At 65.2% G+C, this 19,085-nt stretch carries 18 protein-coding genes; 9 read left to right on the forward strand and 9 right to left on the reverse strand.

The features are described from left to right. Positions 1-41 precede the first annotated feature (41 nt). Positions 42-545: a MarR family winged helix-turn-helix transcriptional regulator gene (locus CGLY_RS13845; RefSeq protein ID WP_052540243.1), complete on the forward strand. Its 504-nt coding sequence runs from the start codon at positions 42-44 to the stop codon at positions 543-545. On the opposite strand, the gene ppk2 is transcribed toward CGLY_RS13845, so the two are convergent. Together ppk2 and groL are read right to left on the reverse strand one after the other, a co-directional pair. Then, a complete protein-coding gene (gene ppk2 / locus CGLY_RS13850) occupies positions 546-1,466 on the reverse strand; it encodes a polyphosphate kinase 2 (RefSeq protein ID WP_052540245.1) in 921 nt (306 codons plus the stop codon). A 166-nt stretch (positions 1,467-1,632) separates the two neighbouring features. Beyond that, complete coding sequence (gene groL, locus CGLY_RS13855) at positions 1,633-3,282, reverse strand: chaperonin GroEL (protein ID WP_038550185.1); 1,650 nt, start codon at positions 3,280-3,282, stop codon at positions 1,633-1,635. Between the two features lie 228 nt (positions 3,283-3,510). On the opposite strand from groL, the gene CGLY_RS13860 reads away from it, so the two are divergent. After that, complete coding sequence (locus CGLY_RS13860) at positions 3,511-4,929, forward strand: dipeptidase (RefSeq protein ID WP_038550187.1); 1,419 nt, start codon at positions 3,511-3,513, stop codon at positions 4,927-4,929. A 192-nt stretch (positions 4,930-5,121) separates the two neighbouring features. Further along, positions 5,122-5,751: a hypothetical protein gene (locus tag CGLY_RS13865; protein ID WP_038550188.1), complete on the forward strand. Its 630-nt coding sequence runs from the start codon at positions 5,122-5,124 to the stop codon at positions 5,749-5,751. A gap of 55 nt (positions 5,752-5,806) precedes the next feature. Here the strand turns inward: CGLY_RS13865 and CGLY_RS13870 are convergent, their stop codons facing one another. The 4 genes from CGLY_RS13870 to CGLY_RS13885 form a co-directional block, all read right to left on the reverse strand. Next, on the reverse strand, positions 5,807-6,847 hold the full coding sequence (locus CGLY_RS13870; protein WP_144313697.1) for a DUF559 domain-containing protein: 1,041 nt from the start codon (positions 6,845-6,847) through the stop codon (positions 5,807-5,809). Positions 6,848-7,205: 358 nt separating this feature from the next. Continuing rightward, positions 7,206-8,387, reverse strand: a complete 1,182-nt coding sequence (locus tag CGLY_RS13875) for a glutamate--cysteine ligase (protein ID WP_038550191.1) — start codon at positions 8,385-8,387, stop codon at positions 7,206-7,208. 24 nt (positions 8,388-8,411) lie between these two features. Continuing rightward, the gene (locus tag CGLY_RS17610) at positions 8,412-9,272 is read right to left on the reverse strand and encodes a LytR C-terminal domain-containing protein (RefSeq protein ID WP_038550193.1); all 861 of its coding nucleotides are present in this window, start codon (positions 9,270-9,272) and stop codon (positions 8,412-8,414) included. Positions 9,273-9,336: 64 nt separating this feature from the next. Next, complete coding sequence (locus CGLY_RS13885) at positions 9,337-9,573, reverse strand: DUF3263 domain-containing protein (protein WP_227590287.1); 237 nt, start codon at positions 9,571-9,573, stop codon at positions 9,337-9,339. Positions 9,574-9,711: 138 nt separating this feature from the next. Between CGLY_RS13885 and CGLY_RS13890 the strand changes: the two genes are divergently transcribed. From CGLY_RS13890 to CGLY_RS13915, 6 genes are all read left to right on the forward strand, one after another. Further along, positions 9,712-11,049, forward strand: coding sequence for an MFS transporter (locus CGLY_RS13890; protein WP_038550195.1), 1,338 nt, complete (start codon positions 9,712-9,714; stop codon positions 11,047-11,049). 29 nt (positions 11,050-11,078) lie between these two features. Further along, on the forward strand, positions 11,079-11,714 hold the full coding sequence (locus tag CGLY_RS13895; protein ID WP_038550196.1) for a peptide deformylase: 636 nt from the start codon (positions 11,079-11,081) through the stop codon (positions 11,712-11,714). Then, positions 11,707-12,840: an N-acetylglutamate synthase, CG3035 family gene (locus tag CGLY_RS13900; RefSeq protein ID WP_038550198.1), complete on the forward strand. Its 1,134-nt coding sequence runs from the start codon at positions 11,707-11,709 to the stop codon at positions 12,838-12,840. The genes CGLY_RS13895 and CGLY_RS13900 overlap by 8 nt, the downstream gene beginning before the upstream one ends. Before the next feature lie 52 nt (positions 12,841-12,892). Next, on the forward strand, positions 12,893-13,666 hold the full coding sequence (locus CGLY_RS13905) for an exodeoxyribonuclease III (RefSeq protein ID WP_038550199.1): 774 nt from the start codon (positions 12,893-12,895) through the stop codon (positions 13,664-13,666). Between the two features lie 5 nt (positions 13,667-13,671). Continuing rightward, positions 13,672-15,231 (forward strand): cardiolipin synthase, encoded by a 1,560-nt coding sequence (cls, locus tag CGLY_RS13910; protein WP_081804075.1) that lies wholly within the window; start codon positions 13,672-13,674, stop codon positions 15,229-15,231. 117 nt (positions 15,232-15,348) lie between these two features. After that, positions 15,349-15,942 carry a MarR family winged helix-turn-helix transcriptional regulator gene (locus CGLY_RS13915; RefSeq protein ID WP_081803942.1) on the forward strand — a complete coding sequence of 198 codons (594 nt, stop codon included), beginning with the start codon at positions 15,349-15,351 and terminating at the stop codon, positions 15,940-15,942. A gap of 14 nt (positions 15,943-15,956) precedes the next feature. Here CGLY_RS13915 and CGLY_RS13920 read toward each other — a convergent pair whose 3' ends face one another. The 3 genes from CGLY_RS13920 to CGLY_RS13930 are packed head-to-tail and all read right to left on the reverse strand — an operon-like array spanning position 15,957 to position 19,049. Then, complete coding sequence (locus CGLY_RS13920) at positions 15,957-17,231, reverse strand: multidrug effflux MFS transporter (protein WP_227590288.1); 1,275 nt, start codon at positions 17,229-17,231, stop codon at positions 15,957-15,959. After that, a complete protein-coding gene (locus CGLY_RS13925; RefSeq protein ID WP_038550202.1) occupies positions 17,224-18,036 on the reverse strand; it encodes an ABC transporter permease in 813 nt (270 codons plus the stop codon). The genes CGLY_RS13920 and CGLY_RS13925 overlap by 8 nt, the downstream gene beginning before the upstream one ends. After that, positions 18,036-19,049, reverse strand: coding sequence for an ABC transporter ATP-binding protein (locus CGLY_RS13930; protein WP_052540248.1), 1,014 nt, complete (start codon positions 19,047-19,049; stop codon positions 18,036-18,038). Before CGLY_RS13930 ends, CGLY_RS13925 begins: the two co-directional genes overlap by 1 nt. Positions 19,050-19,085 lie beyond the last annotated feature (36 nt).

Genomic DNA, 19,085 nt, shown 5'->3' on the forward strand with positions numbered 1-19,085 from the left:
ATAGTTCGTTTATCCCATTCGGAAGACGATAGGGTGGGAGCATGCCAGAAACCGCGCATCTACCCAGCGAGCTCCTGAAGTCGCCGTCGTTCCAGCTTGAGCGGCTCCGTCGTCGCACCCGCGTCTTCGTGGAGACCGCGTTGATGCAGGAGGGGTTCAATCTCCGGGAATACTGGGTGTTGACCTACCTGGTGGACGGAGATGCCGCCAGCCAGGCCGAACTGGGCGAGATCATCGGGGTGGACCGCTCTGACATGGTCCGTCTCGTCGATTCGCTGGAGAAGCGCAAGCTGGCCAAGCGGGACAAGGACCCCAACGACCGACGGCGTCAGATCATCTCCGTCACCAAGAAGGGCAGGAAAGCTCAGCTGGTCCTGTCCCCCATCGTGCAGAGCGCGGAGGACGAGGCGCTCGACGAGTCGACCTCCAAGCAGCTGAAGCACCTGAAGAAGCTGGCGAAGTCGATCATCGCGGCAGAGGAAGAAGGCGACGGGGTGGATGGCGACGAGAGCTCCGACACCGCCCCGAAAGACGACACCGACTAATCAGTCCCCGATCTGGTCTCGTCCGCGCTTCACGATCTTCGGGTCCGGCTGGCCGACCACGTCGTAGTCTTTACCCGTGTAGTTGAACTTGCTCAGCACATACCGCATCGCATTGAGCCTGGCACGCTTCTTGTCATTCGACTTGATCGTGATCCACGGCGATTCATTGGTATCGGTGTAGCGGAACTGTTCCTCCTTGGCCCGGGTGTAGTCGTCCCATTTGTCCAGGGACGCCAGATCCATCGGTGAAAGCTTCCACTGCCGTACCGGGTCAACCTGACGGATGGCGAACCGGGTCCGCTGTTCCTTCTGTGTCACCGAGAACCACAGTTTGGTCAGACTGATGTCGGATCCCATGAGCATGTTCTCCAGCATCGGCACCTCGCGCAGGAACTCCGCGTGCTGGTCGTCCGTGCAGAAGCCCATCACGCGCTCCACGCCTGACCGGTTGTACCAGGACCGGTCGAAGAAGACGATCTCACCGGCACACGGGAAATTCTGGATGTAGCGCTGGAAGTACCAGGAGGTCGACTCCCGCGGACTCGGCTTCTCCAGGGCGACGGTCCGCGCACCACGGGGGTTGAGGTGTTCATTGAACCGCTTGATCGTCCCGCCCTTGCCGGCGGCGTCGCGGCCTTCGAAAAGGATGATGTGCTTCTGGCCGGTGTCCTTCGTCCAGTTCTGCCACTTCAGCAACTCGATCTGGAGAGACCTCTTCGTGGTCTCGTACTCCTCGCGGCTGAGACGCTCCTCGTAGGGGTAGTTCTCCCGCCACGTGTCGACGCGGTGCCCGTCCGGCGTGATCAGGACCGGATCGTCCTCATCCGAGTCATCGACGATGTAGCCCTCAGTCGCCGCCAGATCGACGATGTGGAAGTCCTGCTCGTCCGGTGCGCCCTGATCGCTACTGTCCTTGGTCATGCTTCCATGCTAATGGTTCTCCGACGTCACCACACGGCTCCGGAGACGGGTCACCCCCGCTCACGACGAGCTGAGCGGGGGCGGATACAGGTCGACCCCGTCTCTATCCCACACATGTCATCGTGGAACGAGCCGGGGTCAGAGGACCGGACGAATCAGAGACGGATCAGAATCCGCCCATGCCGCCCATGCCTGCCATCTCGTCGGCACCGGCGCCGGCAGCCTCAGGCTCCGGCTTGTCGGCGACGACAGCCTCAGTGGTGAGGAAGAGGCTGGCGATCGAGGCAGCGTTCTGCAGTGCGGAACGGGTGACCTTGACCGGGTCGGAGATGCCCGCGGACAGCAGGTCGACGTACTCGCCGGTGGCGGCGTTCAGGCCGTGGCCTGCATCCAGGCCGGCGACCTTGTCGACCACGACGCCGGGCTCGAGGCCGGCGTTGAAGGCGATCTGCTTCAGCGGTGAGGACAGGGCGGCCTGGACGATCTGCACGCCCGTGGCCTCGTCCCCCTCGAGTCCGAGGTTGCCGTCCAGCACGTGGGCTGCCTGCAGCAGCGAGGCGCCACCACCGGCGACGATACCCTCGTCTGCGGCAGCCTTGGCGTTGCGCACGGCGTCCTCGATGCGGTGCTTGCGCTCCTTGAGCTCGACCTCGGTGGCAGCACCGACCTGGAGGACTGCGACGCCGCCGGCCAGCTTGGCCAGACGCTCCTGCAGCTTCTCCTTGTCGTAGTCGGAGTCCGCGTTGTCGATCTCCTGACGGACCTGACGGACCCGGCCGGAGAGCTGCTCGGAGGAACCGGCACCATCGACGATGGTGGTGTCGTCCTTGGTGACGACGACCTTGCGTGCAGTACCCAGCAGAGGCAGGTCAGCGGTCTCGAGGGACAGGCCGACCTCCTCAGCGATGACCTGGCCACCGGTGAGGATGGCGATGTCCTGCAGCTGGGCCTTGCGGCGGTCACCGAAGCCCGGGGCCTTGACGGCGACGGACTTGAAGGTGCCACGGATCTTGTTCAGCACCAGGGTGGACAGTGCCTCACCCTCGATGTCCTCGGCGATGATCAGCAGCGGCTTACCGGACTGCATGATCTTCTCGAGCAGCGGCAGCAGGTCCTTGACGTTGGAGATCTTCGAGGAGACCAGGAGGATGTAGGGATCCTCCAGGACAGCCTCGCCGCGCTCGACGTCGGTGGCGAAGTACGCCGACAGGTAGCCCTTGTCGAAGCGCATACCCTCCGTGGTCTCCAGGGTGACGCCGAATGCGTTGGACTCCTCGACGGTGATGACACCGTCCTTGTTCAGCTCACCGTCGCCGACGGCGTACATCGCCTCAGCGATCAGCTCACCGATCTTCTCATCCGCGGCGGAGATGCCGGCAGTCGCGGCGATCTGCTCACGGGTCTCGATCTCCTTGGCGCCGGCCAGCAGAGCCTCGGTGACCTTTTCGACACCGGCCTGGATGCCGCGCTTGATGCCCATGGGGTTGGAGCCGGCGGCGACGTTGCGCAGGCCTTCCTTCACCAGGGACTGTGCCAGGACAGTGGCGGTGGTGGTGCCGTCACCCGCGACGTCGTCGGTCTTCTTGGCGACCTCCTTGACGAGCTCCGCACCAATCTTCTCGTAGGGGTCTTCGAGGTCGATCTCCCGGGCGATGGTGACGCCGTCGTTGGTGATCATCGGGGCACCCCACTTGCGCTCGAGCACAACGTTGCGGCCCTTCGGGCCGAGGGTGACCTTCACCGCGTCGGCGAGGGTGTTGAGACCCTTCTCCAGACCGCGGCGAGCTTCCTCGTCGAATGCAATCATCTTTGCCATGTGGCTCTTGATCCTCCGTTGTAGAGATAGGAGCGACACGTTCGGATCAGATCCAGCGCCCGCGACGGCACGGACGGACGCATGCCGCGACGTCCATCCTCACTGCACCTGAGTGAGACTTCATTTCTGTTGTTCGTTCTAGCACTCCGCATGAGCAAGTGCTAACCCCTGTTTCTAGCAGTCTCCCCCGCCGAGTGCAAGGTACCGGACACGGCTACGCTGGAGCACATGACCGAGAACAACACTCTCACCGCAGAATCCGCACGCGCGGCAGTCGCCGAACAGATGCCGTGGCTGCAGCAGGCGCTCACCGACCTCGTCGCCTTCCGCTCCGTGCACTCGACCCCGGGCCTGGAGAAGGACAATGCCGGTGCGGCCCAATGGGTCACCGACGCCTTCCGCGCGGAGGGGATCCCGGTGGAACCGCACACCACCACCGACGGGTCAGTGTCGGTCATCGGTGTCCGCGACGCGGCCGAAGGCTGGCCCACCGTCCTCCTCTACTCCCACTACGACGTGCAACCGGCCAGCGACGTCGACAACTGGACCTCCTCCCCGTGGTCGCTGACCGAGCGCAACGGGCGCTGGTACGGACGCGGTGCCGCCGACTGCAAGGGTCATGTGGTCATGCACCTCGCCGTCCTGCGCGCACTCAATGCCCTCATCGACTCCGGTGACCTGGATGACGAGACGGCGACCGCTCTGTCGAGCATCGGCATCCGCGTCGTCGTCGAAGGTTCCGAGGAGCGCGGCGGGTACGGTCTCGAGGACCTGCTGTCGTCCAACCCGGAGCTCTTCGCCGCCGACACCTTCCTCATCGCCGACTCCGGCAACGACGCCCTCGGCGTCCCGGCCGTCTGCACGGCCCTGCGCGGCACGGCACCGGTCACCGTCCGACTGCGGACTCTCGAGCAGCCGATGCACTCCGGGCAGTTCGGCGGCGCGGCCCCGGACGCCCTGCTCTCCCTGATCCGGCTGTTGGCCACCCTGCACGACGATGACGGACTCGTCGCCGTCGACGGACTGACCTCCGAAGCCCGTTGGGAAGGACGTGGACCCGACGAAACCACCTTCCGCGCGGACGCCGGTGTTCTCGACGGCGTGGACGTCCTCGGTGCGGCGCAGGGCCTCAACCCCAACGACCTGACGATCTCCCGGCCGTCCATCACCGTCACAGGACTGGACTCACTCTCCGTCGCGGACTCCGTCAACGCCGTCGTCGCTGACGCCGGAGCCGTGGTGAGCCTGCGCATCCCGCCGGGAATGGACCCGAAGGACGGGCAGGACGCCCTGATCCGGCACCTGGAATCCCATGTGCCGCACAACGCCCGAATCAGCATCGAGCGCGAATCCCTGGCCTCACCCTTCTCCGCGGACACCTCCGGACCTGCACTCAAACTGCTCTCACAGGCCCTCGCGGACGCCTACGGCGCGGACGAGACCGCCGAGATCGGATCCGGCGGCTCGATCCCCCTGAGCAACGCCCTCCTCGAGAAGTACCCGAACGCTGAACTCGCCCTGTTCGGCATCGAGGAACCGTCCTGCCGAATCCACTCGGCCGACGAATCCGTCGATCCCACGGAAATCGCCGCGATCGGCACCGCCGAACTGCTGTTTCTTGCCCGCTCGGGGGCGCTGGCCACCTAGAGTTCACCCCGAGGTTGCCTGTCGGCAGTGATACAGATAACATCATCGGCATGATCAACACCCTTAAGCGAGTAGCCCACCCGGGTGGAGGCGCGGACTGACCCCTCCACCACGGGGAAGTCACGCTACTCGCAAGCGGTTGCGTCGGTCCACATCCCACCGACGGTAACCAGCACAAGGGAAGACCCACTCATGTTCGAGTCACAGGACAACCGGATGCCCACCACCACAATGATTCGCTTCGCCCGCCCCGACGAGGCCCACGACGAGCGACTCGCCCCCGTCTACACCGACCGTCCCGGTCTGCGCCGTTCCACGGCCGTCACCTACCGCGAGGGCAACCCGACCCGCCTCGAGAAGCGTCGCAACCGCACCAGAGTCTTCGCCGAGGACCCGTTCCGCGCCCGCTTCGGCCACCGCCTGCCCGCCGGGATGCGCCAGGAAGCACGCGGCATGGAGTGGCGGAAGTTCGTCACCACCTATGCCCCTTCGACCTACCGGGTCGAGTCGATGTCCACGACCCGACGCACAGCCGGTCGGCGGGACTTCGAGATGACGATCTCCGGGCTCCGCGAGGACGCCGGCACACAGGTGTCGATCACCTCGATGGGCGCTGCGTCGGCAATGACGCAGATCCTCGCCGACCACGGGCGACGCGTCGAGATCCTCGAGTTCCACCAGTACGACATCTTCGAGGCGACGGTCACCTTCGTCTTCGCTCAGCACCAGACAAAGAAGGTCTGGGCCGTCGGCTTCGGTGCCGACCGTGACCTCTCCATCGCCAGCGCCCTGGCCTCTGCCGCGGGTCGGCTGCACGGGTAGAACCACTGGCGCTGACCCGACCACGTGGGGGCGGTTTGAACATCTGAGACCGCCCCTACATGGTCGTAGCAGAGTGTGGTGCCGGGGCGGCCGCGTCGAGCGAGGCCATCCGGCGAAGCGCCCTGTCCCGTGCCTTCACCACCCGTTCCCGGACCATCGCCGGGGACCGGATCGACTCCTTGTTGAACCGGAGTGCCTCCCAGTCCAGATCCCGCAGCGCATGGAACTGATCGAAGTCCACATCAGTCTGACTGGCCGTGTCATGGTGGCCACCGTCGTAGTAGAGGGCCAGTTTGAGCTCCTCACAACCCAGGTCAGGAAGAGTCCTCGGTGTCCACCCGGTAGCGGCACCCGGCATCAGATCGACCCTGATCTGTGACTGCCACCGAAACGGCTGCGGCAGCAGGTCACGGACGATCAGCCGCAGAACCGTCTCCATCGGTGACTGCGCCCCGTCGTCCGCCAGCGCGAGAAGACGTTCCATGACACGGCGGTCGACCTTTCCCTTCGTCTCCTCCAGGATCTGTGCGCGCGTGACCCACGTGCACTGGCAGAACGCGTCGAGGAACTGCACGGCCCTCACCTCCTCCCTGGTCATTCCCGGAACGTCATGGACCCACCAGGTATGACGCCCGGTCATTATCGTCCACAGGCAGTGCGCTGCCGCCACCTGCGGAGTGACCACTTTCAACTGCGGGAACCTGCGGGACGGACGCATGGTCTTCAGCCCCGCAGGCAGCGGACGGATCACCGGTCGCACCGGATGGCATGCCGCCTTCATGGACCGGGTCGACCCTCGGGAGGTTCCGCCATGGAGGAGCAACACCGGCGCTGAGTCGCACCAGTCCGGCCGTAGCCCGTAAACCCCGGCCGCCGCCCAACCAGCCAGCACTGCGTCCGGACGTACCAGATGGTGCGCCCAGGCCCGGGTGACGCAGTCGACGCCGAATCCTCCGTGAGCAGACGAGTCATACCCCTCCGGTGTAGGGATGACCAGCCCGGGAGCCACCTGGATGTACTCCCGCTTCAGCTTCCAGTCGGTCACGTTCCCTGACGCAGCCAGATCTCTCCGGACAACCGGAACGGTCGTCGGCATGCGCCTCCGCGTATAGTCCGGTCCCCGGCCCGCTGCTCTCGTCCTGTGCCCCACATGTCCCCCGCTTCCCATTCTTCCCCCTCGCCTTTCCTGCGCTTTCCTGCGCTTTCCTGCGCTTTCCTGCGGTGCGAAGTCCAGCAGACCCCGTTGCCCCCTGTCCACCCCTTTCCCCGCGCCTGTGGACGACGCCCTCCCGCAGCACCCCTTTGTCCACAGCCTCCTTCACTGTCGCCCCACGTATGCTATGTCTCATAGTGTGGGACGAACACGTCCGGGTGGTCTGACCCCCTCAAACCGCCCTCACGTCGTCGTGTCAGCCCGGCCGAGCGAGCCCCCGAGCGACCGAGCACCCACCGATCTACCTCACCGACTCCCTCAAGGTGTCCACCGTGAGATCCACCGCGGCAATCCATGACTCGGGCTGGGTGAACCCCTCCTCGGCCCCGACATCGCCCCGGGTACGGGTCCCCGGTTCCAGGGCGGCACCGGCTTCACGCGCTGCGGCGCGTTGCAACGCATAGTCCCCGCCGCGTTCCATGATGCGGCGCACGTCCTGCAGTGCCTCGGCACACCCGAACTCCTCGGCGATCGGAGCGAGCACGTCCAGCCAGTCGGAGATGTCCTGGGTAACCCACCGTTCCGTGGTGTCACGGTCGGTGATGATCAGGGCCTCGAGACCGTACCGTGCCGCCCGCCACTTGTTCTCGGCGACATGCCAGTGCTGCAGGGTCGGCAGTTCCCGGCCAGCCTCCCACTCCCGTTCGTAGTACACGACGAGGCAGTGGATGAAAGCGCTGATCGCGCCGACTTCCCGGATGTCCATCGTGGCGTCGGCGAACCGGACCTCCACCGTTCCGTACTTGGACGGCCGGACGTCGAAGTGCATGGAGCCGGTGTGGTTGATCACCCCGGAACGGTCCATGTCCTCGTTGAACGCCTCCCACTCATCCCAGTCGGCGAACTGGTAGGGCATGCCGGCGGTGGGCAGCTGCTGATACAGCAGCGTCCTGTTCGACGCGTAACCGGTGTCGAGGCCCTCCCAGGCCGGGGAGGACGCCGAGAGCGCCAGGACGTGCGGGTACTGCGTCATGACCGCGTTGATGATGGGCCACACGCGGTCGCGTCCGCCGACACCGACGTGGACGTGGATGCCCCAGATCAGCATCTGGCGTCCCCAGTACTGGGTGCGCTGGATGATCTCCTGGTAGCTGCTCTTCTCGCTGAGGATCTGATCGCCCCAGTGCGCGAAGGGATGCGTCCCGGCGGAGAAGACGTTCACCCCCAGGTCATCGGCGACCGCGAGGATCTGGGTGAGCTGTTCGCGCAGGTCCTCCACCGCGTCCGGGATGGTCTGGTGGACACCCGTGACCATCTCGACGGTGTTCGCGAGGAACTCACGGGTGACCCGGTGTCCCGGGAAGCGCTCGTCGAGGGCGTCGACGAGTTCGGGGGCACGCGGAACGAGGTCCCTCGTCTCCGGGTCGACAAGGGCCACCTCCCACTCGATACCGACCGTCGGGGCGGAGGACGGAAATTCCATGGGGAGGATGTTACTGCATCAGTGTCACAGCGGTCCGGTCAGCACAACGACCACCCCGTCGGCACGGGGGCCGTTGCGGACGTCCGCCTCACCGAAGCGGTCGTAATAGTCCGGATTACCGGCGGCGGCGGCGATCCCCAGGTCACCTGCGACCTGCTCGGCTGCCGCCTGCGACTGTGCGTTGCCCTCGGGGTAGTACACCCGCGACTCCTCGCTGATGCCGTCGATCCGGCCCCTGAGGTTGCCGTAGCCGATGTTCGTCCAACGCTCCCCCCGCAGCCGGTCTGCGGTGGTCTGGGCGACGGGCTCGCCACTGTTGTTGAGGACGGTGACCGCGGTGGCTCCCCGGTCAATGTCGGGTGCCGCGGGCTCACCGCCCCCGGCGTTCCCTGCTCCAGCCTCGGCGTCAGGATTGCCGTCCCCGTCCTCTGTGGGATCGCCGGCGGTCTCATCCCCGTCGCCGGCGGAGGGCGAGGCGCTGTCACCCCGGGCGGCGTCTGTGTCGTCCTCCGGTGCAGCGCTGTCCTGGGGCGCAGTGGCGGCGGCACTGCCCTGCCCGGTGGTGGCGTCTTGGGCGGTGTCCTCGGTATCGTCCCCGTCACCACCGACGAAGGAGTAGACACCCCATGCGATGAGCACGACGGCGACCGCGGTGAGCACCATAGCCAGGCCGCGGAGAGGCGGGCCACCGGTGCCGTTGTCTCCGTCGGGCCCGTCGGCCCCTGCGGCGGCCCCTGCGGCGGATCCTGAGGCGGCTCCGGCGGTGCCTCCTGCGGCGGCCGCGCCCATGGCGGGATCGATGGCGTACTCGTCATCGTAGGCCGTGTCCGGATTCGGGTCGTAGACGGAGTCGTCTCCGTGGCGGGGTCCGTTCTGATCAGTCACGCCCCAATACTAACTACAGTCACACCAGTCACGTCCACATGACACCCCGGGAGAACATGACCAATTATCCTTCCCGACGCCGCAGCAACGCCCCCACCACCACCGGGGCCACGTCCAATGCTTCCGGACGCGAGATCAACGCGTTGAGTTGCTGGTAGTACCGGACCGGGCTCACCCCGAAACGGCGTCGGATCTCCTCCCCCTTCGCCCCTTCATCGCGCCACCACAGAGCCTCGAAGTCAAGCATCTCCCGTTCCCGCTCGGATAACCCCGCGCCAGCCCCATCCCTCAGTTCATCCACGGTGAATCAGTTTAGCCGACCCAAGATGGTAGTTTCGCTCCATCACGGCACCACCGTTGCGTACAGTACTCCTGCCCGGACGAATACCTTTTCCCGGTGAATCGTCCCCTCATCCCGGAGAGACCCAGAGAGACACACATGAGCACCTCCCCGTCCACGACATCGTCGCCGACTTCGGCTGCCCCGTCCCCCTCGAAACAGACCCCTGAACAGAAGCGCGTCCTGGCGGGCACGCTCGTCGGGACGACCATCGAGTGGTACGACTTCTTCATCTACGCGCAGGCCGCCGCGTTCGTCTTCGCGCCCCTGTTCTTCGCCCCGCTGGGCGACTCTCCCCTGGCACAGGTGATCTCCTGGGCCACCATCGGGATCAGCTTCCTCTTCCGCCCGCTCGGCGCAGTGGTCGCCGGACACCTGGGCGACCGCTACGGACGCAAGATGGTCCTGGTGGTCACCTTGTTCGGCATGGGTGTGGCCACCGCACTCATCGGCCTGCTGCCCACCTACGAGACGATCGGCGTGGCCGCACCGCTGCTGCTGATCCTGCTGCGGATCATGCAGGGCCTCTCCGCCGGTGGCGAGTGGGGTGGCGCCGCCCTGATGGCCGTGGAGCATGCTCCCCGCGACAAGCGCGGCATGTTCGGCTCGTACCCCCAGATCGGTGTGCCGCTGGGTCTGATCCTGGCGTCCTCGTTCATGTTCCTGCTCACCAACGGGATGTCCGACGAGGCCTTCCAGAGCTGGGGCTGGCGTATCCCGTTCATCTCTTCGGTGGTGCTCATCGCCGTGGGCTACCTGATCCGCCGCGCCGTCGACGAGTCCCCGGTGTTCCTCGAGATGCAGAAACGGCGCAAGGAGGCCTCGGCCCCGCTGGGCAGCCTGTTCAAGAACCACTGGCGCCGCGTGCTGCTCGCCGCCCTGATCTTCGCCGGCAACAATGCCGCCGGCTACATGATCATCGCCTTCTTCTCGTCCTACAGTTCCAACGAACTGGGTATGGCGAAGTCACAGACCCTCATCGCCACCCTTATCGGTGGAGTCTCCTGGCTGATCCTGACCATCTGGTCCGGACGTATCTCCGACAAGATCGGACGGCGTGAGACGTTCATCATCGGCTACCTGCTCATCGCGGTGTGGGCCGTGCCCATGTGGTTCTTCGTCGACAAGGGTGAGCTGCTCTGGCTGGTCCTGGTGATCGTCGTGCTCACGATCGGGCTGGCCCCCTCCTACGCCCCGCAGTCCGCGCTGTACGCCGAGATGTTCCCGGCGGAGGTCCGGTACTCCGGCACGTCCATCGGTTACGCGCTCGGTTCGATCCTGGGCGGCGCTTTCGCCCCGATGATCGCCCAGCTGCTGTTGGACTCCACCGGAAAGTCCTGGACGATCGGTCTCTACCTCGCCGCCGTCGCGATCATCTCCGCCATCGCCGTGTGGCTGGTGCCGAAGTCCGTGGAAAAGTCCGACCTCCACGTGTAGCCCCGCACCCGGCGGTTATTCTGGAGGGCATGTCAGTTCTCCCCGTCGTCATCTGCGGCGACCCCGTCCTCCATCACCCCACCGAGCCCGTCGCCGAGGCCGAGGTCGGGACCGAACAGTTCGGTACCCTCATCGCCGACATGTACGAGACCCTCGACCTGGCCCACGGTGTGGGCCTGGCGGCGAACCAGGTCGGCGTCTCCAAGCGCCTGTTCGTGTACAACTGTCCCGATATCGACGGGCCGGACGGCACCCGTAAGACCGGTGCCGACATCGATGCCCAGGGCGGCCCCATGCGCCGCGGGTGTCTGATCAACCCCGTTCTGGAGACCTCCGAGATCCCGGAGACCATGCCGGACGAGGAGGACGACGTCGAGGGCTGCCTCTCCGTCCCCGGGTACGACTTCCCCACCGGGCGCGCAGACTGGGCACGCGTCTCCGGCCTCGACGAACACGGCGACCCGGTCACCGTCGAAGGGTACGGCTTCTTCGCCCGCTGCCTGCAGCACGAGGTCGGTCACCTGGACGGGTACCTCTACATCGACACTCTCATCGGCCGGAACAAGCGCGCCGCGAAGAAGACGGTGAAGCGTGAGGGATGGACTGTCGCAGGGAACTCCTGGACCCCCGGCGTGGACCCCGACCCTTTCGGCCACGATGAGTGACCTGCCACCTGACCCGGCTCCCGACACATCGTGGTCGGGCGCCCACGCAGGGGCGGTTTCCCCGGAGTCCACGGGGCTCCCCTTCCCCGTGTCCCGCCACACCGATCCTCTCGGCGTGCGGGTGGGGGTGCGTGCGACGGTCCGTTACCTCGTCATGAACGATGCCGAGGGCGATGCCGCACGTCCGGCGATGAACCCCTCGACAGGGCGGCCCCTGGTCACCGACCTCATCGGTGTCATCGACTCCGTGGATCCGCTGCAGATCCGGACGACGGACGGGGTGGTGCACACTGTGCCCGCCGACGGAGTCGTCGTCCTCAAGACTCTCGCCGACCGTCCGGTACGCACCTCCGACATCCGCGCGGTGGAACAGGCCACCGCCGCCGCCTTCCCCGGCATCACCAACGACAGGATCGCCGGCTGGCTGATGCGCGCGGGGGACGGGATCACCGAACGGTCGAACTCAGCCGTCCCCCTGGGACCGGAGACCGGCACAACTCCGGTACCACTCGAGGCCATTCACGCCTTCTACCGACGCCATGACCTCCCCACCAGGATCCTTCTTCCCGACCGGGTGGCGCGTCCTGCCGAGCATCTTCTCGGACTCCCCGGGACACAGACGGGCCCGGAGATCATCGTGATGACCCGCACGCTCGACGGCGAGCTTCCACCGGTCCCCGAAGGACCTCCGAACGTCACGTTCTCGGTCTCCGAGGAACCGGACGACGAGTGGTTGAGCCTCTACCATTTCCGTGGTGAGCCGCTGCCTGAGCACGCGCTCCGGCTCCTCGCCGGCCGGATTGACGGCACACTGGGTTTTGCCCGCCTCACCGTCGACGGTGAGCTCGTCGCGGTCACGCGTGGCACCGTCACCGTCGGCGGACGGGAACAACACCTCGGGTACTCTGCCGTCGAGGTCGCACCCAGATGGCGGCGCCAGGGGCTCGGCCGACTGATGGGGACCGCCATGCTCCACTGGGGACGCCAGCACGGGGCGACCCGCAGTTATCTGCAGGTCATCACCACAAATGAGGCGGGCCTCGGCCTCTACCGTTCCCTCGGGTTCGCCGAGCACCACCGGCATCGTTGCCTGACGTTGGCCGATGCTACCGGGGCGGGCGACTGAGACGGTGATCTGACTGCGGTGCAATCGCCGCGGAGTGGATATGGTGTAGGACATGAGGATCGCCAGCTGGAACATCAACTCCGTGCGTAACCGGGAACAACGCGTCCGGGACTTCCTGGAGCGCTCAGACGTGGACGTCCTGTGCCTCCAGGAGACCAAGTGCACCGATGACCAGTTCCCCGATTTCTCCGACACCGGTTACCTGCACGCCCATGTCGGCGAAAACTCCTGGAACGGCGTAGCGATCCTGTCCCGGGTCGGTATCGAGGACGTGCGCTCGGATTTCGGTCAGCCCCGCTTCGACAAGGATCCTGCCGCGGAACCGTCCCTGGAGCCCCGGGCAGTCGGGGCCCGGTGTGGCGGGGTCGAGGTGTGGAGCCTCTACGTCCCCAACGGACGGGAGATCTCCGACCGGCACTTCACCTACAAGATCGACTTCCTCGACAGCATGGCGTCCTATCTGGAAAAGGGGAAGGACGCGAGCGACCCCGTGGTTGTCGTCGGCGACTTCAACATCATCCCCACCGACAAGGACCTCTGGGACCGCTCCTGGTTCGACGGCAAGACGCATGTCACCCCACGGGAGCGTGCTGCCCTGGACGACCTCGGGCGCCGCGGCGGCATGACCGAGGCCACCGCACCGCTCGAGGGCACCTACACCTACTGGGACTACCAGGCGATGCGGTTCCAGAAGAACCAGGGCATCCGGATCGACCTGCAGTACTCGCGGGGTCTCGCCCCCTCCTCCCCGGTGGTCGACCGGGAGGAACGCTCCGGTAAGGGCGCCTCCGACCACGCCCCCGTAATCGTGGACTACGCGCTGTGACCAGCATGGTGACGGCTTCTGACTTCTGGTCGTTCATCACTCCGGACAACTTCGGTTTCCCTCTGTTCGGCAACATCGTCGGCGACGGACTCGAATGGTGGCAGTGGGCACTGGTCCTGCTGGACTACACGCTGAAGATCATTGCCCTGGGGTATGTTCCCTCGCAGCGGAAGCCCACCAGTGCCATGGCCTGGCTGCTGGCGATCTTCCTCATCCCCTTCGCCGGGGTGATCCTCTTCCTGTTCATGGGGTCGCCGTACATCAACCGGCGTCGCCACAATATCCAGAACCAGGCCAATGAGCTCATCCGCACCGTCAGTGAGGACGAGCCCGACGTCCCCGACGGTTTCGAGGTCACCGACGAGATCATCAGCATGATGCATCTCAACAGGCATCTGACGTCGATGCCGGCCGCCACCGGCCGCCTGGTGGCGCTGCACTCCGACTACGAACAGTCGATCAGGGCGATGGCCGACGCCGTCGACCACGCCGAGAACTACGTTCACGTGCAGATCTACATCACCGCCTGGGACGACACCACCGGGGTCTTCTTCGACGCGCTGGAACGTGCGGTGCAACGAGGTGTGAAAGTACGCCTGATGTTCGACCACGTCGGCAGTTGGAAGTACCCCGGCTACCTCAAACTGGGGAAGCGACTGACGGAGATCGGGGTCGACTGGATGGTCATGCTGCCACTGAAGCCGTGGCGATGGCGTTTCCGCCGACCGGACCTGCGCAACCACCGCAAGATCCTGGTCGTCGACGGGCACACCGCCTTCATGGGCAGCCAGAACATGATCGACCCCAGCTACCTCCTGCCCAAGAACCAGAAGAAGGGACGCCACTGGATTGACGTCATGGTCGAGGTCACCGGGCCGATCGTGATGAGTCTCGATGCCGTCTTCGCCGTCGACTGGTTCACCGAGTCCAAGGAGGAGCTCGACCTGCTCTCCCCGTCGCAGGCGACGCACTGGCTCAATGCCGACACCGCCCCGCAGGTGCCGGACTCCGGGAACGAGATCCTCCAGGTCGTCCCCTCCGGGCCGGGGTTCACCACGGAACCGAACCTGCGGTTGTTCACGTCGGTGGCCCACCACGCCAAGGAGCATCTGGTCCTGGTCAGCCCTTACTTCGTACCGGATGAGTCACTCCTGGACGCCGTCACCACCGCGGCCTACCGCGGCGTCGAGGTCGAACTTTTCGTCTCAGAGAAGGCGGACCAACCGATCGTCGACTTCGCCCAGTCGTCCTACTACGCAGAGATGCTCGAAGCGGGGGTCCGGATCCACCAGTACCCCTACCCTGCCGTCCTGCATTCGAAGTTCGTCATCGCCGACGCCGAGGTGGCGATCATCGGGTCATCCAACATGGACATGCGCTCCTTCGGGCTGAACTACGAGGTGACCATGCTCGCCGGCCACGGTGACCTGCTGGATTCGATGGTGGAACTCACCGAAACCTACCGTTCCACCTGTACCGAACTGACCGGGGAAGAGTGGGGGAACCGCCCGTTGATGCGACGCTATGTCGAGAATGTTGCCCGGCTTACGTCAGCGCTGCAGTAAATGGCTTACAATGACATAAACAATAGGTCGCAGAAACTACCACGAGTCGGATACCGTGATAGCTGACGGACCGATACACCAGTCAGAAGCTAGTCAATAGCAGACAAGGAGCCCACCATGGCCAAAGACATCCGGGACACCACGGACTCCACAGAGTCTGCCGACGATTTCACCGATTTCATCAATGACCTGGGCTCCGACCCGGTCCAGGACCAGATTCGCGGTCACCGCGCACCGGAGATCCTGCCCGAAATCGACGTCGCCGAGATCGCGACGGCCGTCTACGACTTCCTTTCCGCTCTACGCCGCCTGATGGACCGCCCGAACCACAAGCTGGCGATCTCCCAGTCCGAGATCGAAGTGCTGCATTTCATCGCCCAACACCCCGGGTGCGGCGTGTCGGACATTGCGCGCCTCCGTTTCCTGCGTGCCTCGAACGTCTCAGCCACCGTGCGTCGCCTGATCAACTCCGGGCTGGTGCTACGGCAGGCCAATGACCAGGACCGTCGCGCCCAGGATCTGTACCTGTCCGACGAGGGCATTGAAATGCTGAACTCGATCACTGATGAGTGGGCGATGCTGATCGCCCGCGCCGCACGCCGCATGGACGGCCGTGACCTGGCGAAGCTCCGCCGCGGTGTCCCCGCGCTGCGTAATCTGTCGATCGCTGCCGAAAGCCTCATCGAGGACATTCAGCGCAGCCGCAACTAGCCTGGCCGGTACGGTCAGCTGTCCGACACGTCGGGGGAGCAGGCACGCCGGGCACCCCGACGGCCGTAGAGGCCGCTGAGGACAGCGACAACGGCACAGGAGGCCATCACTGTCGCCATGGTCAGCAGACCGTCCTCGCCCAGCCCGACGATAGGGGCGACAACGCCGGCGGCGAGGAACTGACCGGCTCCCAGTAACGCTGAGGCGGCGCCGGCACGCCCGGGTGCCAGATCCATCGCCAACGCCGTGGTATTGCCCAGGTTCAGTCCCGTTCCGATCGTCGCAACGAAGGTGAACAGGATCACCGGGACCAGGCTGTGCGCCGTCAGGGCAATAACCAGCAGTCCCAGCCCGCCAGCGAGGAGCAGCCCCTGGCCGATCGCCTGCATCCGCGCAGGACCGACTTTCTTGACGACACGTGCATTCACCATGTTCGCCAGCACGAGTGCCACGGCATTACCAGCGAACACGAGGCTGAACTGGGATGCCGTAAGGCCGAACTGTTCCTGCATCACGAATGAGGAGCCGGAGACGAAAGCGAAGAATCCGCCGAACCCGATGGCAAACGCCACGAGATGGCCGACGTAAGGACCGACGCGGAAGAGCCCCGCCATGCGCCGGTACACCACAAGCATCGCACCCTCGGTGCGCTTCTCGGCAGGGTGGGTCTCCGGAAGCAGAAGCGCGACAACCACCTGGGCCACGGCGATGGCGGCCAGCGTCCAGAACACCGCCCGCCACCCCGCAAGACCTGCCACGGCGCCGCCGACCACCGGGGCGAGAATGGGGGCGACGGACGTGAAGATCATCATCGTCGACAGGGCCGCCGCAGCTGCGGCACCGTTGAGTCGGTCGGCGATCATGGAGCGGCCCAGGGTCACCCCGGCACCACCGGCGGCGCCCTGGAAGAAACGCACGACGATGAAGAGCCAGATCGAGGGCGCCAGGGCGCAGATCACGGAGGCCACGAGGCCGACGACTGTGGCGGCGACGAGCAGGCGGTGTCGCCCGGCACGGTCGGACAGTGGGCCTACGACGAGTTGACCGACGGCCATACCGACCATGAAGGCGGTGATCGTGAGCTGGGTGAGCGAGGCCGTGGTGCCGAGATCGTCGGTGATCTCCGGCAGGGACGGCAGGTACATGTCTGTACCGAACGGCCCCCCGGTGGAGAGCAGTGCGATGCCGGCGAGCATCGCAAGGGAAACCGTGGCGGTCGCAGAAGCCTGGGTCGTTCCGTGGGACGTCCCCTGGACCGCCCCCCTGCCCTGGGAGGGTCGGTCAGGCATCACGACGACGCAGTGTGACCGTGCCGATGATGAAGATGACGAGGCAGATGACGGCAAAGTAGATCACTGAGCCGGCCTGACCCCACGGTGCGTTGGCCACATCGTTGAGGTTGACCGCACCTCCGATGTTCTTGAACGGCATGTACTGCGGGACCCATTCCTTGACCCTCGGGAACATCCCCGGGATCTCTTCGAGAACCAGCACCCAGAGCAACAGGACAGCCATCGCACCGGCTGTCTTCCGCAACAGGTACCCGATACCGATCGCCAGAGCGACTGCACCGAGCGAGTAGATCACCATGCGCAGCATCACTGTCCAAGCATCGTCGGCTGACAGTGAGATATTGGAGAGCACTGCCTCATCGTCGATCTGGAGTCCGGCAACCCACTTTGTCACCAACACACTGAGCACCGCGGAGATCAACGTGACGATCGCCGCGATGACACCGTAAACGATGAACTTGGCCACCGGCAGCTGCCAGCGTTTCGGTACCGCCAGGACACTCGACTTCGCGGTGTTGTTACCGTACTCACCGGTGACCAGCAACGCGCTCTGGATCAGGATGATCATCACACCGAAGACCTGCAGCCCCATCAAGGCACCCGCAACATCGAGTGCGCCCGCGTTGATCGCGGCGGTCTCCAGGTCCCCGTCGTCGACAAACATCTGGTAACTGGTGGCATTCGCCCATCCCATGAACGCGCCGAAGGCAACGGAGAACACGACGATGAGAGCCGAGGTCCAGTAGACCGCCTTGGTGGTCCGGATCTTGATCCACTCGGCGTTGATAGCGTGTGCGAGCATTACTTCTCCCCCTCGGTGGTCGGCTGGGCGTCGTTCGGAGCATCGGCCTGCTGGTTCGGCAGACCACCCAGGTCGGACATGTCGCCCAGGTCCCCACCAAGATTCGCGTGGTAGTCCACGGCGTGCCCGGTCATGCGCATGAAGGCGTCCTCCAACGAGGCCCTCCGTTCACTGAGCTCCCGCAGCAGTAGTCCGTAGGTGTAGGCGATACCGCCGACCTCGTCTGGTTCGGTGTCCTCCATGACGAGGATGTCGCGCCCATCATCATCGGTGCTCTGGCTGAAGCTCACGGACTGTTCCGTCAGCGCATTCTTCATCTCCTCGAGATGATCCGTGCGCACCACCGTCGTCGCGGTGGAGGCATTCTTGATGAAGTCATGCGTCGACGTGTTCGCAACGAGACGTCCACGGCCGATGACCACGAGGTGGTCGGCGGTCATCGCCATTTCGCTGAGCAGGTGTGAGCTGATCAACACCGTCCGCCCCTCGGTCGCGAGGTGACGGACGAAGTCACGCACCCAGCGGATACCCTCCGGGTCCAGGCCGTTGACCGGCTCGTCCAGGATCAGGACCTCCGGGTCCCCCAGCAACGCGACCGCCAGGCCGAGGCGCTGCCCCATACCGAGAGAGAAGTTGCCGGCCTTCTTACCAGCGACATCACTGAGCCCGACGAGATCCAGGACCTCATCGACCCGTTTACGGGGGATGCCGTTTGCTGCGGCCAGCCACTTCAGGTGATTCGCCGCGGTGCGGTTGGGGTGGACCCACTTCGCATCGAGCAGAGTACCGACCTTGTGCAGTGGTTTGGTGTACTGGTCGTAGCGTTTACCGTCAATCGTGGCGGTGCCGGCCGACGCGCGGTCGAGTCCGACGATCATGCGCATGGTCGTGGACTTACCTGCACCATTCGGCCCGAGGAATCCTGTGACGATTCCCGGCTGAACCGAAAAGTTCAGGTCGTCCACAACGGTCGCGGAACCGTACCGCTTGGTCAAGGATTCGACTTCAATCATTCCCCTATGGTGCCATACACCCCTCAGCCAGGGCAC

Source organism: Corynebacterium glyciniphilum AJ 3170 (assembly GCF_000626675.1).
Taxonomy (GTDB): Bacteria; Actinomycetota; Actinomycetes; order Mycobacteriales; family Mycobacteriaceae; genus Corynebacterium; species Corynebacterium glyciniphilum.